This window comes from Natrinema soli (genome assembly GCF_028618695.1).
This window is the reverse complement of record NZ_JAQIVI010000738.1, coordinates 1-14,307: the sequence shown is the minus strand read 5'-3', so window position 1 is coordinate 14,307 and position 14,307 is coordinate 1. Positions and strand designations below refer to the sequence as shown.

General features: G+C 64.4%; 21 protein-coding genes. 9 read left to right on the top strand and 12 right to left on the bottom strand.

From position 1 onward, the window contains the following. Positions 1-508 (top strand): divalent metal cation transporter (locus tag PGX04_RS31310; protein ID WP_273742042.1); only part of this gene is annotated, 508 nt, incomplete at its 5' end. Between the two features lie 123 nt (positions 509-631). On the opposite strand, the gene PGX04_RS31305 is transcribed toward PGX04_RS31310, so the two are convergent. Together PGX04_RS31305 and PGX04_RS31300 are read right to left on the bottom strand one after the other, a co-directional pair. Continuing rightward, a complete protein-coding gene (locus PGX04_RS31305) occupies positions 632-787 on the bottom strand; it encodes a hypothetical protein (protein ID WP_273742041.1) in 156 nt (51 codons plus the stop codon). A 92-nt stretch (positions 788-879) separates the two neighbouring features. Beyond that, entirely contained in the window at positions 880-1,266 is a 387-nt protein-coding gene (locus PGX04_RS31300; RefSeq protein ID WP_273742040.1) for a winged helix-turn-helix domain-containing protein, read from the bottom strand. A 95-nt stretch (positions 1,267-1,361) separates the two neighbouring features. On the opposite strand from PGX04_RS31300, the gene PGX04_RS31295 reads away from it, so the two are divergent. Further along, on the top strand, positions 1,362-1,982 hold the full coding sequence (locus tag PGX04_RS31295; RefSeq protein ID WP_273742039.1) for a DUF7509 family protein: 621 nt from the start codon (positions 1,362-1,364) through the stop codon (positions 1,980-1,982). A gap of 40 nt (positions 1,983-2,022) precedes the next feature. Here the strand turns inward: PGX04_RS31295 and PGX04_RS31290 are convergent, their stop codons facing one another. The 3 genes from PGX04_RS31290 to icd form a co-directional block, all read right to left on the bottom strand. Further along, complete coding sequence (locus tag PGX04_RS31290) at positions 2,023-2,460, bottom strand: GNAT family N-acetyltransferase (protein WP_273742038.1); 438 nt, start codon at positions 2,458-2,460, stop codon at positions 2,023-2,025. Positions 2,461-2,493: 33 nt separating this feature from the next. Continuing rightward, complete coding sequence (locus tag PGX04_RS31285) at positions 2,494-3,636, bottom strand: COG1361 family protein (RefSeq protein WP_273742037.1); 1,143 nt, start codon at positions 3,634-3,636, stop codon at positions 2,494-2,496. A 143-nt stretch (positions 3,637-3,779) separates the two neighbouring features. Then, the gene (icd, locus tag PGX04_RS31280; protein ID WP_273742036.1) at positions 3,780-5,051 is read right to left on the bottom strand and encodes an isocitrate dehydrogenase (NADP(+)); all 1,272 of its coding nucleotides are present in this window, start codon (positions 5,049-5,051) and stop codon (positions 3,780-3,782) included. 586 nt (positions 5,052-5,637) lie between these two features. Between icd and PGX04_RS31275 the strand changes: the two genes are divergently transcribed. Together PGX04_RS31275 and map are read left to right on the top strand one after the other, a co-directional pair. Next, positions 5,638-5,787, top strand: coding sequence for a hypothetical protein (locus tag PGX04_RS31275; RefSeq protein ID WP_273742035.1), 150 nt, complete (start codon positions 5,638-5,640; stop codon positions 5,785-5,787). A gap of 59 nt (positions 5,788-5,846) precedes the next feature. Then, positions 5,847-6,746 carry a type II methionyl aminopeptidase gene (map, locus tag PGX04_RS31270; protein ID WP_273742034.1) on the top strand — a complete coding sequence of 300 codons (900 nt, stop codon included), beginning with the start codon at positions 5,847-5,849 and terminating at the stop codon, positions 6,744-6,746. A 137-nt stretch (positions 6,747-6,883) separates the two neighbouring features. On the opposite strand, the gene PGX04_RS31265 is transcribed toward map, so the two are convergent. After that, complete coding sequence (locus PGX04_RS31265) at positions 6,884-7,084, bottom strand: DUF7835 family putative zinc beta-ribbon protein (RefSeq protein ID WP_273742032.1); 201 nt, start codon at positions 7,082-7,084, stop codon at positions 6,884-6,886. A gap of 254 nt (positions 7,085-7,338) precedes the next feature. Between PGX04_RS31265 and PGX04_RS31260 the strand changes: the two genes are divergently transcribed. Then, a complete protein-coding gene (locus PGX04_RS31260) occupies positions 7,339-7,878 on the top strand; it encodes an HIT family protein (protein WP_273742031.1) in 540 nt (179 codons plus the stop codon). Here PGX04_RS31260 and PGX04_RS31255 read toward each other — a convergent pair. Beyond that, entirely contained in the window at positions 7,797-8,222 is a 426-nt protein-coding gene (locus PGX04_RS31255; RefSeq protein WP_273742030.1) for a hypothetical protein, read from the bottom strand. The genes PGX04_RS31260 and PGX04_RS31255 overlap by 82 nt on opposite strands. Between PGX04_RS31255 and PGX04_RS31250 the strand changes: the two genes are divergently transcribed. Next, the gene (locus tag PGX04_RS31250) at positions 8,202-8,603 is read left to right on the top strand and encodes a cupin domain-containing protein (protein ID WP_273742029.1); all 402 of its coding nucleotides are present in this window, start codon (positions 8,202-8,204) and stop codon (positions 8,601-8,603) included. The two genes, PGX04_RS31255 and PGX04_RS31250, sit on opposite strands and share 21 nt — an antisense overlap. A 115-nt stretch (positions 8,604-8,718) precedes the next feature. Here PGX04_RS31250 and PGX04_RS31245 read toward each other — a convergent pair whose 3' ends face one another. Next, positions 8,719-8,955: a glutathione S-transferase N-terminal domain-containing protein gene (locus PGX04_RS31245; RefSeq protein ID WP_273742028.1), complete on the bottom strand. Its 237-nt coding sequence runs from the start codon at positions 8,953-8,955 to the stop codon at positions 8,719-8,721. Positions 8,956-9,068: 113 nt separating this feature from the next. On the opposite strand from PGX04_RS31245, the gene PGX04_RS31240 reads away from it, so the two are divergent. Further along, positions 9,069-9,548, top strand: a complete 480-nt coding sequence (locus PGX04_RS31240; RefSeq protein ID WP_273742027.1) for a redoxin domain-containing protein — start codon at positions 9,069-9,071, stop codon at positions 9,546-9,548. Between the two features lie 27 nt (positions 9,549-9,575). Here the strand turns inward: PGX04_RS31240 and PGX04_RS31235 are convergent, their stop codons facing one another. Together PGX04_RS31235 and PGX04_RS31230 are read right to left on the bottom strand one after the other, a co-directional pair. Next, positions 9,576-10,829: a tRNA (N(6)-L-threonylcarbamoyladenosine(37)-C(2))-methylthiotransferase gene (locus PGX04_RS31235; protein ID WP_273742026.1), complete on the bottom strand. Its 1,254-nt coding sequence runs from the start codon at positions 10,827-10,829 to the stop codon at positions 9,576-9,578. Between the two features lie 78 nt (positions 10,830-10,907). Next, a complete protein-coding gene (locus PGX04_RS31230; RefSeq protein WP_273742044.1) occupies positions 10,908-11,255 on the bottom strand; it encodes a DUF7471 family protein in 348 nt (115 codons plus the stop codon). 228 nt (positions 11,256-11,483) lie between these two features. Here PGX04_RS31230 and PGX04_RS31225 point away from each other — a divergent pair, with 228 nt between their 5' ends. Further along, entirely contained in the window at positions 11,484-12,011 is a 528-nt protein-coding gene (locus PGX04_RS31225) for a winged helix-turn-helix transcriptional regulator (RefSeq protein WP_273742025.1), read from the top strand. A gap of 42 nt (positions 12,012-12,053) precedes the next feature. Here PGX04_RS31225 and PGX04_RS31220 read toward each other — a convergent pair whose 3' ends face one another. Beyond that, the gene (locus tag PGX04_RS31220; protein ID WP_377043786.1) at positions 12,054-13,073 is read right to left on the bottom strand and encodes an AI-2E family transporter; all 1,020 of its coding nucleotides are present in this window, start codon (positions 13,071-13,073) and stop codon (positions 12,054-12,056) included. A 117-nt stretch (positions 13,074-13,190) separates the two neighbouring features. Between PGX04_RS31220 and PGX04_RS31215 the strand changes: the two genes are divergently transcribed. Beyond that, positions 13,191-13,937, top strand: a complete 747-nt coding sequence (locus tag PGX04_RS31215; protein ID WP_273742024.1) for a DUF547 domain-containing protein — start codon at positions 13,191-13,193, stop codon at positions 13,935-13,937. 9 nt (positions 13,938-13,946) lie between these two features. On the opposite strand, the gene PGX04_RS31210 is transcribed toward PGX04_RS31215, so the two are convergent. Beyond that, positions 13,947-14,307, bottom strand: a 361-nt coding sequence (locus PGX04_RS31210) for a YegP family protein (protein ID WP_273742023.1), incomplete at its 5' end; no start/stop codon positions are given.

Here is a 14,307-nt window from a genome sequence, read left to right as displayed (position 1 = left end):
CGCCGGCGAGTACGCCACGTGGCTGTTCCTCGCCGGCCTCCTCGGTGCGGCGGTCTCGACCCTCGGCGGCAACACGGTCGTCCCGCCGTACCTCCTCGCCGACAAACTCGGCTGGGAGCAGTCCGTCACCGACGGCCGATACCGGGCCGCGATCGTCGTCGTCGCGCTCACTTCCGCCATCGGCGCGTTCCTCGAGGGAGCGTTCTTCCAGTTACTCGTCCTCACGCTGGCGTTCGGACTCGTCGGCACGCCCTTCGCCATCGCGGTGATCCTCTTTCTGTTGAACGATCCCGCGGTCGTCCCCGAAACGAACTCGCTGCCGGCGAATATCGGCGGCCTCGCGCTGTTCGTCGTCGCAGGTGTCCTCGCCGGCGAGTTCGTCCTCGCGGAACTCGAGACCATCACCGAACCGACCTCGGCGTTCGTCGTCGCGTTCGCCGCGGCGATGGCGCTGGCACTCGTCGGACTGGTTGGGCGATACGTCCGGGATCGGGTCGACGCGAACTGAGACGGGCTGTTGTCCGTCAGTTCCGGAGCGACCCCGAACCATCCTGTGGTTGTTCCGGGACATCGGTACAGCGGACGGTATGACTCGGTCGGCACGATTGTCGAGACCCGTTGACTCGAGCCGTTAGAATACGGCGGTGACCAGCGCGAAGAAGACGAGCAGTCCGCCGACGGTGATGGCGAGTGCGATCGCGAGCGGGAAGAGGATCCGAACGGCGTTCCGCACCATCGCTACCGTCGACGCGACCGCGTTCAGGGGGCGGTGAATGACCGGGACCATAGCATCGATGGCCACGTACTGGCCCTTGAAACTCAGTCAGACGCTCGAAAGACACCGATTCCGACGGTGATCAGTCGAACGGGGACGGGAGGTCACGCGCTGTACTCCTCGAGTGCGTCCCACTCTCGTCGCATCAGTTCGCGGACGCCGTGATCGAGAATACCCTCGCCGAGCGAGGTTGCCCGATAGTAGGAATAGAACCCGTCGCTGTCGGGCTCCTTGCGTTTTCTATTCTCCACGAGACCGACGTCGACGAGTTCGTCGAGGTGGTAGTGGAGCACGTTCGACTCGATCTCGAGGCGGTCGCGTAACTCGCTGGCGCTCTGAGATCCGACTTCGACGAGCGCGTTCAGGACGCGGAACCGCGTCTCGTTGCCGATCGAACGCTGCATCGCGAGGTACTCCTCGAGCGAGAGAATACTCCGCTCGGGCAGCAACTCGTCCCCGCGCCGTCGTGTCGCGCGCTCGGATTCGGCCATACTGGATACTCGAGTCCCCAGTTGTATAAGCATTCCTTGAGTCAGCGATCGCTGAAATATACCATGTTTATATATTCGCCGCGAACAGACGAGGTATGCGCGACCGCATCGTCGACGAGTTAGGGGAACTTCCTCGCTCCCGATTCCTGGTGTATCTGATGGGGCCGTACGAGGCGTTCGATGTCGAACGGACGCTCGCGGACGCGGACCCCGAATCGGTCCCCGAATCGATGGATTTCGGGGCGCTCGTCGGGTCCGATCGCGACCTCGAGCGTGACGAGGCCGCGCTGGATCTGCTGTTGGACGTCCGCGATCGGCTCCGGACGGCCGCCGGCGTCAACGCCTTCCTCGCGATCGACGTCGATATCCCGCTCTCGGAGCTGGATGCCGCCACCCAGAGTATCGCGTTCGCTCGAGCGAGCAATGCCGTGGTCTACGTCGTCCCCGCCGTCGGCGATAATCTCGGCGTCGGTATCGAGGTGGGGTCAGTTCTCGAGGCGCTGTTCGACGAGGAAACGGCGGCCCACCGCCGCGAACGAGTCGTATTCGCCCACGAGTCCGGTGTCCGAAGCGCGATGATCGCCGCGGTCCGCGATCGCTGGGATGCCCGGATCTACTCGTACGACGACCGCGAAGAGCTGTGTCGGCAGCTCCGACTGTTCGTTCGCGATCTCGTCCGCAAGGAGCGGACCGGCGAACTGTCTCGACTCGAGTGACGTTCTCGAGAGTGCCGTTTCTGAAGTCTTCGACGGCCGATCACACCAGCGACTTCCGCATCTCGACGTGGGGGATTCCGGCTTCCTCGAACTCGTCCCCGCGTCGCTCGTAGCCCAGTCCGCGATAGAAGTCGGCGGCCCGCGTCTGTGAGTGAAGTTTCAGCGCCGAGAATCCCAGCACGTCGGCCCGCTGCTCGAGCGTCGCCATCAGCGCACGGCCGACACCTCCCTCCCGTCGCGACTCGAGGACGGCGACGCGTTCGACCTTGCCGATATCCGCCCCGTACTCGCGCAGTCGCGCCGCGCCGATCGGTTCGTCGCCGTCGTAGGCGACGAAGTGAGTGGCCGCCTCGTCGTGCTCGTCGTACTCCAGTTCCTCGTCGACGCCCTGTTCCTCGACGAACACCTCCCGTCTGACCGCGAAGGCGTCCTCGCGTTCTCGTTCAGCATCGGCGATTCGGACCTCGAGATCGTCCATCACTGGAGGGTACGTCCGCCGCTGGTGAGAACGTTACTCTTCGGAGAGATCGACTCGTCGTCGGTCGTCTTCCGTCTCGGCACCCTCGAGTCTCGCCGTGACGAAGAGCTCGTCGCGGTCCGTCTCGCGGTCGTCTCGGTAAATCGTGAATCGGGTGTCGGTCGTCGCTCCGGGCTCGAGACTGACAGTGGTGCTGTCGAGTCTGTTGTCCCCAGCACCGCGGAGACCGACCGCCGTCATACCAGTGACATCACCGACGTTTTCGACGGTAGCGGTGACGACGATCTCGCTCGGTCGAGTTTGCTCGGTTTCGACGCGCCGGATCGACAGGACGGGACCGTCTTCGACACTGATAGACATCGAATCGACCGTGTTCCCCCAGAACGTACCGAGACGAATCTCGAACTGGCCGCGGTAGAGCGACCCGCGGGGCTGGGCGACTCTGACCATCATCCAGTCGCGTTCGACCTCGGTCTCGAACGGCTGGTCCCTCGTGATCGTTTCGTCGGGTGCAACGACAGCGACGTGGAGGTCGGTCGAGTCGATATCGAGAAACACCGAAAACGATGCTTCCGCGGCGCTGTAGTGGACGCGCACGTCTTCGAGAGACGCCGATGGCGGCCTCGCATACCGGATACCGACTCCAGCACCGATTCCGAAAAGTGCCATCGCGCCGACCGTCAGCGCCATCCGCCGACGTTCCGGAAGCCGCGGATGGCGGATCGATAGCTGTTCGGTCAGCAGCGAGAGGCCGACGGCGAGCGCACCAGCGGCCGTGATCGCGAGCGAGTACAGGAAGAGCTCGTCGAAGACGAAACTATCCAGCCGCGCTAACTCGAGTACGACGGCCAAGAGGCCGACCGCTATCGTGACCGGTATCGGTGCGATAATCGCCGTCCCGAACACGGTGACGCGATCGAGGTCGAACCCTTCCACGAGGAGCCAAAACACGAGTCCGACGCCCAGCGCGACGAGGATGCTGTACTCCTTCAGATCGAGGTACGGCTCGAGGTGGCCTTCGTATCGCGCGGCGACGAACAGCGGGACCAGTACTCCGGCGATGACGAGTGCGAGTGCCGGAACGAGGTCGTCACCCGGCTCCCGACCGGCACGGAGCCGGGTCAACGGATCGGCCGCGCGTTCCGGGTCGGCGGCTCGATCGGACCTCGAGTCCATACCAATCAGCGTATTCGATCGGTTATAATTCTGCCGTTCATATCAGTACTGAAACTAGATGTCCGGATGTCGACTCGTCGCGGGCTACCCGAGAGACGGGAGCCGAAAGAACGGAAAACGAAAGAAACGACAGTCAGCTGCCTCTACGAGAGCTGCTCGATCGTGTCGACGATCTCGTCGGTGTACTCGCTGGTGGCGAGCTTCTCGGCATCCTCGAGCTGGCGCTCGAGGTCGTAGGTGACCTTGCCCGAGGAGATGGTCTCCTCGACGGCGTCGCGGATCAGGTCCGACGCGTCGTCCCAACCGAGGTAGTCGAACATGAGACGGCCGGAGAGGATCATCGCGGTCGGGTTCGCCATGTCCTGGCCGGCTCGCTTGGGCGCGGAGCCGTGGACCGGTTCTGCGAGCATGCGACCCGTACCGAAGTTACCGCCGGGCGCGATACCGAGACCGCCGATCTGGGCGCCGGCGGAGTCGGAGAGGTAGTCGCCGTTGAGGTTGGGCATCGCGAGGATGTCGAACTCGTCGGTACGAAGCTGCATCCACTGGAGCATCGCGTCGGCGAGGCGCTCCTCGACCATGACGGCGTCCTCGGGGATGTCGACCTCGTCCTGGGTCTCCCACAGGGAGTCGGGCGCGGCGAAGACCTCCTCGTCGGGGTACTCCTCGTCGGCGACCTCCATTCCCCAGTCACCGAACTGTCCCTCGGTGAACTTCATGATGTTCCCCTTGTGGACGAGCGTGACCTTGTCGCGGTCGTTCTCGATGGCGTAGTCGATGGCCTCGCGGACGAGGCGCTTGCTCCCCTTCTCGGAGATCGGCTTCAGACCGAGGCCGATGTCGCCCTCGTGCATGATGCCGTCGAAGTCCATCTCGTCTTCGACGAAGTCGCGGACCTGTTCGGACTCGTCGGTGCCGGCCTTCCACTCGATGCCGGCGTAGACGTCCTCGGTGTTCTCTCGGAAGGTGACCATGTCCATCTTCTCGGGCGCCTTCATCGGTGACGGGACGCCGTCGAGGTAGTAGGTCGGGCGGACGTTAGCGTAGAGATCGAGCGTCTGTCGAAGGGCGACGTTCAGCGAGCGGAAACCGGCGCCGACGGGCGTCGTCAGCGGGCCCTTGATCGCGACGCGGTGTTCCCTGATCGCATCGACGGTCTCGTCGGGCAGGTTCTCGTCGTACTTCTCCCGGGCGGACTCGCCGGCGTAGACGCGCATCCAACTGATCTCGCGACCGGTCGCCTCGGCGGCGGCCTCGAGGACCTTCTGTGCGGCGGGACCGACGTCCTTCCCGATACCGTCGCCGTGGATAATCGGGATAATCGGATTGTCGGGCACCTCGATTTCGCCCTCGGTACCCTCCTTCAGCGTGATCTGCTCCCCCTCGTTGGGGACCTCGATCTTGTCGTAGCTCATTTCGTCTACACGGTTCTCCGACGGGGGTAAAAGGTCTACCATTTCCATCGCGGGCCGGCAAAAATTGAACGATACCTGTTCGTTCTTCCCACTCCGAGACTGGTAACAGAGAGGCGGAAAACGGCAACAGCTGCTAAAATCAGGTGTCGTGTACTATCCAAAACAACTCAAATGAAGGGAAAGTTCGGCGTAAAATCAACACTTTACCGCGCGTGCGTCCGTCGCGGGGCACCCCTCGGAAGCTGCCGGTGATCGTCGCCGCGAGACCGGTGATCCACCCGCCGGGGAACTCGATCGTGCCGTCGGTCTCGCGGCGGCGATCACGGCCCCGAACCGGTCGCGGCGTGCCAGTGGCGACCCGCTCGGTTCGTGGCGTCTCTCACGCCAGGTAGACTTGATATCCGCGCGGGCATAACCCGTGGCGACCGTTTCACGGTCCCCGCTGGCGATACGCGTGATTTCTTCCGCAAACGGTTGGAGCAAGGAGATGTTCGCTCACAGTCCGATTTTGGCCGACGCTCTTCGCACCGTGTTTCGACGATCGTCGTGAGGTGGATTTATTATTGACGTACTCGTGGGTCGACGTATGCTCCGACCGCCACAGCACGCTGCGCGCCGGTGCCCCAGCTGTACCGCGACGCTATCGAACGTTCAGGGCGTCGTCACCTGTTCCGACTGTCAGTGGGTCGATATCGACCGCGGGCAGCACAATTTCCGCGAGCGGACGAGTCAGTGAACGCCGTCGGGCGACGGAGAGACGGAACCTCTTTTTGTCGACCGGTACAACCCCGGTGCATGGCCGAATCCGAGGTGGACCTCGAGTCAGAGCAGTACGAGAAACACCGCGAGGCTGGCGAGATACTCGCGCAGGTGCGCGAGGAGGCTGCCGACCGCGTCGAGGTCGGCGCGAGTCACCTCGCGGTCGCCGAGTGGGCCGAAGATCGAATTCGTGAACTCGGCGGGAAACCCGCGTTCCCCGTCAACATCTCCGTCGACGAGGAGGCGGCCCACGCGACGCCGTCCATCGGCGACGAGACGACCTTCGGCGAGGAGATGATCAACCTCGACATCGGCGTCCACGTCGACGGCTGGTTGGCCGACACCGCGATCACCGTCGACCTCTCGGGCAATCCCGAACTGGCCGAGGCCTCCGAGCAGGCCCTCGAGGCCGCCCTCGATATCGTCGAGCCGGGCGTCGAAACCGGCGAGATCGGGGCCGAGATCGAAGACGTGATCGACGGCTACGGCTACAACCCCGTCGTCAACCTGACCGGGCACGGACTCGGCCACTGGGAACAACACATCAGCCCGAACATCCCCAACCGCGCCGTCTCGCAGGGAACGACGCTCGAGGTCGGCGACGTCGTCGCGATCGAGCCGTTCGCGACCGACGGCGGCGGCAAGGTCACCGAAGGCGGGAGCGAGGAAATCTTCTCGCTCGAGCGCGAGGGCACCGTCCGAAACCGGCAGGCACGCGATGCCCTCGAACAGATCACCGAGGAGTTCCGAACGCTACCGTTCGCGACGCGGTGGCTCGAGACGGACCGCCCGGAGATGGCGCTGCGTCGACTCAAACGCAACGACATCGTCCACGGCTATCCCGTCCTCAAGGAAGACGACGGGTTCCTCGTCAGCCAGAAAGAGCACACGATCATCGTCACCGAAGACGGCTGCGAAGTGACGACCGCGGAGTAATCCCGACCACGGTATCGGAAATCCGTATTGGTAATCGAAAAATCGAGCAGAAGCGCCGCGTCGAACGAATCTGGAATGCGGGAGACCGGGCAACGAGGGCGGATCGTCTGCTCAGCTATACCACAGTTGCCGTCGGTTCAGGCGTTGTTCATTCGTTGACTCGAGCGATTTCCGCACCGCTGGCACTCGCTGACGCGGTACGGCTCGCGGGAGAACTGGGCGTTCTCTTTCTTGAGGCTCTCGGTCCTGATCTGGACGGACACTTCGTGGAGGGTTTCTAGCTCACAGGCGTCGCAGTGCTCGGTCATCCCGTTAAAGGAGTCGTCAGTCGTTGCCATTATCAGATTACTTGTCGTAGCCCCGTCTTAAACCCATCCTTCATTTTGAAGTCTGAGTCGTAAAAACCGCAAGACGGTATTACCGTATCAGAAATAACCCCTCAAAAGGTCCGATATCGTTTAGAATCGATTTTCATATCGTTATAGCGATTTCGTGACCTATTGTAACAGACAGCAACGTGGGTATTTCCCGACGCGATCGATGCTAGAGCGCGGACTGAAACGCTTTAGGCGCGTCTCGAGTGGTATCGGATATGGAACAGGTGTTCGCACCGTGGCGAATCGAGTGGATCAGACGCGACGACAAAAACCCCGATATCGAGGACTGCGTGTTCTGTGAACTGCCCGAGCGGGGATCCGATCGAGAGAATCTGCTCGTCGCGCGAAGCGAGCACGCGTTCGTCATGCTGAATAACTATCCGTACAATCCGGGACACCTGATGGTCATCCCACACGTCCACACCGGCGACTACACCACTCTCGACGACGATGTCCTGCTCGATCACGCTCGCCTGAAACAGCGAACGCTCGACGCACTCGAAGCCGCACTCGAGCCGGACGGGTTCAACGCCGGCTTGAATCTCGGCGACGGAGCCGGCGGCTCGATCGACGATCACCTGCACACCCACGTCGTGCCGCGGTGGCAGGGCGACACCAACTTCATGCCGGTCCTGAGCGATACCACGGTGATCGTCGAAGCGCTCGAGGCCACCTACGAGCACGTCCACGACGCGTTCGCCGCCCAGGATGGGGCGACCGTTCCCGACGAGGACAGCGCCGTCGTCTTCGAGTAGCGATTTCCGGCGTCAGTACCGTCCCGTCGCCCGATCCAGACCGCAGCACAGACGGCCGCATCCGCTCGGAGCACGCCCGCGAAATCGTCGCGCGCCTCGAGCGGGAGGGGATCGAGTTCGGGGCGTCGACGCCGCGGTCGCTCGAGGAGCCGATCAGCGTCGGCCGGGGACCGGGGAGTTCGAGCGGGTACCGACGACATCGGCGACGGGAGCGGGACGTGGTACCTCGAGGAAAGCGACCGAACGGCTGCGGTGTCGCCTCGCTCGGCGATCGGGGACTCGACGGGACACTTTTGTCGGCAGTTGTCGTGGGGTGGAGTGTCATGGATTACGACGTGATCCACACCGACGACGTACCGATCACGGATCTCTCCGACGTTGACGAGGTCCCGCCGGATCTGCGTATTCGCGCGCTCGACGAGTGCTTCGAGACGGACGCGCTCAACGTCAGGCTCTGGTACTTCGAGCCCGGCGAGGAGATCCGGTACCACGCACACGCCGAACAGGAAGAGCTCTATTACGTCCTCGAGGGCGAGTTTTCGCTGAAACTCGGACGGTCGGGCGAGGAAGCGTTCCTCGAGGCCGGCCCGGGAACGTTCTGGATCGCCAAACCGGAAGTGGGACACGGCCACCGCAACGTCGGCGACGAAGAGGGAGTCGTGCTCGCGATCGGTGCGCCCGCGGTCGAGGACCCCGGGCTCGATCCGCACGGACTCGAGGAGTAACGGACGGAGCGGGCTCGGACTCGAAACCGAACTCAGACGGTCTGCTGTCACTGTGTTCGGGCGCACCCGCATGGCTGTTCGCGGGTGCGCCGGGACTGACTGACAGGAGTCCGTCTCAGGCGTGGGTCGTCTCGAGGTAGTCGAGAATCCGCTGGGATTCGGCCATCGTCACGCCGTACTCCTCGTCGACGACGACGGGGACCTGCCGCTGGCCCGAGACGCGCTTGACCTCGTCGCGCTTCGAGTGCAGTCCCTCGACCCAGACGCTGTCGTAGTCGATCTCGAGTTCCTCGAGGCGGTCGGCGACCAGTTCGCAGTACGGACACCCTTCCAACTGGTAGAGCGTGAGCATGGGGATAGATTGTGCGCGATCACTGAAAAGGGTACGCCGAACTGCGGCGGTACGCCGGCGCTCCGCTTGGCCGCGGAGCGGAGGTTTTTCACCCAGCGCGAGCATCCTCGCGTATGCCACCGACCGAGGGCGAGACCGCTCCGGACTTCGAGGCGCTCCTCTGTGACGGCGAAACGTTCCGCTCGACGACGCTTGCCGACGCGCTCGGCGCTCGAGGCGGCGTCCTGGTGTCGACCGGCTTCGCGTTCAGCGCCATCGCACGGAACTGGTGGAAACAGTTCGTTCGCGCCGGCTGGGGCGAACTCGACGATGTTTCGGTACTCGGCGTGAGCCGCGACGGCCCCTACGCGCAAAACGAGTTCCTCCGCTGGCTGGACGAGCCGGACTTCCGTTTTTTCGCCGACGTGAACGGCGAGGTCAGCGCGTCGTTCGATCTGCTCGTCGACCGCGATCACATGGCGAACGTCTCGACCCCGTGGCGCTCCGCGTTCGTTCTCGATCCGGAGCGCGAGGTACGGTACGCCTTCGTCGCGGACGACTGGATCTCGCCGCTCCCTCGCGAGGAGATCGAGGAGGCCGTTGCAGCCCTCTGAACGGGTTGAAAAGGGGCAGTCGTCGCGTCAGATCGGTGTTCCGAACGCGTACATCGTCTCGTGGGCCGTCACCTCGAGGTCGACGAAATCGCCGGGCTCTATACCGTAGTCGCTCGCGTTCTGCACGATTATCTGCCGGTAGGCCGAGTCGCGACACTTCACGGAGTCGGCGGTGCCCTGCTCGACGACCAGGACGTTCTCGCGCGTCTCGCCGACCATGTCGGCGTAGGCGTCGGCGACGATATCGCGCTTGACCGCGCTCATTTCCTTCGAGCGCTCCTTCTTGATCGTGCCGCCCAGTCCCTTCAGCTCGGCGGCGTCGGTGCCGGGCCGCTTCGAGAAGCGGGTGACGTTAATCTTCTCCGGGCGCGTCTCGCGGAGCAGCGCCATCGACTGCGCGTGGTCGCGGTCGGTCTCGGTCGGGAAGCCGACGATGAAATCCGTCGACAGCGTCCAGTAGTCGAGGGTCGCGTCGAACGTCTCGACGACCTCGAGGTACTCCTCGACCTGATGCTGGCGTCGCATGTCTCCCAGCACGTCGTCGCTCCCGGACTGAACGGGCGCGTGGAGGAAATCGTACAGCTCCTCGTTCGCGGCGAAGACGTCGGCCAACTCCTCGCGGATGCCGTGGACGCCCTTCGGATTGGCCATCCCCACGCGGACGCGGAAATCGCCCTCGATCTCGCAGATTTCCTCGAGCAGGCGGTGGAGCGTGCGCTCACCCTCGTCCCAGCCGTAGACGCCGGTGTCCTGTCCGGTGATGCGGATCTCCTTCGCGCCGGCGTGGATCAGCGCGCGGGCCTTTTCGACGTTTTCCTCGATCGGCGGCGAGTCGATCTTGCCGGTCGCCTGTTTGGTGATGCAGTACGAGCAGTCGGACATGCACCCGCGCGCGATGGGGAGGATGCCGACGACGCCGTCGAGGATCGGTTCGGCGTCGGGCGTGGTCGTCGGACACTCGCCGTTGGTGACGGCTTCGGGCACCTCGTCCCAGTGGAGGACCTGCCCGTCGACGTTCGCCCGCGCGAACTCCTCGCCCTGCGCGAGGGCCATACAGCCCGTGATGAAGAGGTCGGCCGTCTCGTCGGCCAGCTCCTCGGCCCGCCGGAGCATGTTGCGCTCGGTCTTTTCGACGACGGTGCAGGTGTTGAGGATGGCGACGTCGGCCTCGCCCGGACCGTCGACCTGGTAATGGCCCGCGTCGCGGAGCCGCCGCTCGATCTCGCGACTCTCCCCGCGGTTCGACGTACAGCCGTACGTTTCGATGTGATACCGGGCCATCCGTCTCGTCACATCGTCGGGCGCGGGACGCCAAAAGCCCGACGGATCCGGGTCGGTCGCAGCGACGGCGAACCCGCGTCACTCGTCGGGTTCTCGAGAACCGGTCCCGCTCGTCGGGCCGCTTCGATAGACCGCGTAGAGGACCAGCACGGCTATCAGGAAGTCGAAGCCGTGCTCGACGAGGTGGTGGACCGTCATGGGAACGAGTCCGAGGACGGTTCCCAGTCCGGTCACCGACCGGACGACCAGCACTCCCAGAACGACGGTGATCAGGGAGTAACGGGTCGTCCGACGCCGGGAATAGGCGACGAGTCCGACGACGAACAGCGCCGTCGTTCCGACGACGGCGAGGACGATGACCGCGACGAGGACGGGCGCGAGCTGCGGATCGAGCCACTCGTCGGCGAACGACATTGCGAGCACCATGCGATCGATACCCGTAATCGGATAGACACCCACCTATTCGCTTCGGTACCCGTTCTGATCCGGTAGCCCCTCGTCGCTCGAGCCGTCGGATACCGCTCCGCCACCATCGTCGCGCTCTCGAGGCGGCGAGCGATCGGTTCTCGATGACTGGGAACGCGGGACAGCCGTTATATGGACCGTGGCGCTAGGCGACGACACGACCCGACGGGAGGGTAATCACAGCCACCGATGACAGAGACAAGACAGGAGATTCACGCCCACGTTCGCGCCAACGCCGGCGTTCACTTCAACGAACTCGTCAGGGAGTCGGCGTTCGCGCCGGGACAGGTCCAGTACCACATTCGTCGCCTGCTCGAGGACGACCGGCTCGTCCGCGAGGAGTGGTACGGCCGGACCCACTACTACCCGCCGACGTACGACGCGTGGGAGCGGACCGCGCTGGCGCTGTTCCGCCGGGAAACCACCCGCGAGATCGTCACCCACCTGATCGAACGCGAACCCGCCGCGCCCGCCGACGTCGCCGATGCACTCGGTGTCGCCCGCAGCACGCTCGAGTACCACCTCGATCGGCTGGTCGACCACGAGATCGTCGATAAACGATACGACGAGCGAAACCGCGTCGTCCTCACGCTCGCAGATCCCGACGCGACCGGTCGGCTGTTGACGACGGTGACGCCGACGGTACCGGACCGGTTCGTCGATCGCTTCACGCGACTCGTCGACGAGTTACTCGCGGGCACCGACGAGACGCGGTAGCCGCCGTTCGTTCGTCACTGCAGGCAGACCCCGTTTCGGCAGTTACTGCATTCCGGGCGTCTCCTCGAGCGAGTTGTAGTGGTCCTTCATCACGTCCAGCGTCGCCATCAGCGCGCCGAGGACGACGGGGCCGTAGAACAGCCCCATGATGCCGAATGCGTAGACGCCGCCGAGGACGCCGAGGATGATGACGGCGGGGTTGAGATCGGCGTAGCGGTCGACGAGGATCGGACGGAGGTAGTCGTCCGAGAGGCCGACGACGACCGTGCTGTAGGCGAAGAGCGCCACGGCGAGCAACGGCTCGCCCGTCAGGAAGAGGAAGAGCACGGCCGGCCCCCACACCAGGAACGACCCGACCAGCGGGATCAACGAGAGGATGATCATGACGACCGTCCAGAACACGGCGTTCGGTACGCCGGTTGCGAACAGCCCCAGCCCGGCGATGGATCCCTGAATGATCGCGACCAGGACGTGGCCCGCGAGGACGGCCCACATCACCGCGTCCAGCTCTCGGTAGAAGTCGTCCTGGGCCTCGTCCGGGAGCGGCGTCAACTCCCGAATCCAGGCGAGTAGCTCGCTCCCGTCCTTGAGCAGGTAGTAGAGCAGGAAGAGCGCGAGTCCGAGCCCGACGAGCGTGTGCGTCAGCGCGCTGAACCACGCGGTCGACTGCTCGAGGGCCATCCCCCCGATGCCCTGCGCGGAGTCGGCAAGCGTGGACGTTATATCGACGCTCACGCCCGTTTGTCCCTCGATAATTCGCTCGATTTCGGCCGTCTGGAACGATTCGGTCTCGGTGTTTTCGATGAGCCGCCGGGCGTCGCTGGCGACCACCGCGACGATAATGACGAGCGGGACGACGACGACTGCGACCGCCAGCAGGACGAGCGCGAACGCGGCGATTGGCGGTGAGACCCGCCGCTCGAGGCGTCCCTGGACCGGATAGAGGATGTAGGCGACGAGAATGGCCCCGAGGATGTACTGGAGGAACGGAAGCGCGAGCAACAGCGAGAGGTACGCGAAGAGTCCGACGAGGGCCAGGAGAAATCCCTTGCTGAGATTCACGGCCATTATTTCGGCCGTCATCGAAATAAAACCACGCCTTGAACGTGTCTTCAGTCAGGACTGTCGCAGAGAGCCGTCACACGGCTTCAAGGGCCTGGTTGGTGAACTCCCACACGAATGTCGACTCAGCTCGATCCCCTCTCGCTCTCGGCCGATCTCCTCTATACGGTCAAAACGGAGGGCGATGCCGATCCGTTTCGGGAGCGCCTGGCGACGCTCGAGCGGTCGCAACTGGACCGAGCGCTGTCCAATCGCGAGGGCAAACTGTCCTTCTGGCTCAACTGTTACAACGCGTACGCCCAGCTCCTGCTGGAGGAAGAGGCGGATGACGAGCTGTTCGAGGGCGGGTTGCTCGACCAGTGGAAGTTCTTCGCGCGCGATCAGGTCCCCGTCAGCGGGGTCTGGCTGAGTCTCAACGACATCGAACACGGGCTGCTCCGGAGTTCGAAACTGCCGTGGGGCCTCGGCTACCTCCCGCGGCCGTTTCCCACGGCGTTCGAGCGCCAGTTCCGCCTCGCGGAGTGCGATCCGCGGATCCACTTCGCGCTGAGCCACGGCGACGACCACTGCCCCCCGACCGCGATCTACTCGCCGCGAGACGTCGACGAGGAACTCGATATCGCCATCGAGTGGTTCCTCGAGGAGAACGTCACCTACGATCCCGAGGGCGGTACTGCGACGGTCCCGCGGCTCTTCCGACGGTTTCGCGGCGACTTCGGGGGAACGAGCGGTATCGTCGCGTTCCTCCGAGAATACAACGCCGTCCCGACCGACGCGACCCCGTCGCTCGAGTACGAGCGCATCGACTGGTCGGCGGACCTCGACGTCGACATGGACGGCGACGGCGACGACGTCCGTCGGTAGTCCCTCGTCTCAGTCGCGGCGCTGGATCGTGGCGGACGGAGCGCTGCGCATGACGCTCCGGGCCGCTCGTTCGGCGTTGGACCGGGAGGAGTAGCCTTCGCCGCTGTCGGCGACGATGTTGCCGTTCCAGTGGACGAGACGCCAGCGCCACTGGCCCGCCCTGTCCTCGTAGACCTCGAAGCGGCTGGTCCGCTCGGAGCCGCCCGTCTGCTCGTCGGCCCTCGTACCCTCGTCATCTCCCGCTTCCTCGGTCGTTACGTCCGTCTCCGCCGTTTCCACTGTCTCCGCCTCGGTGACGCCGTCCGCCGACGCTCCCTCGTCGCGGTCGGCGACTCCCTCGAGGGGCATCACCGCCGTCGCCGGATCGGCG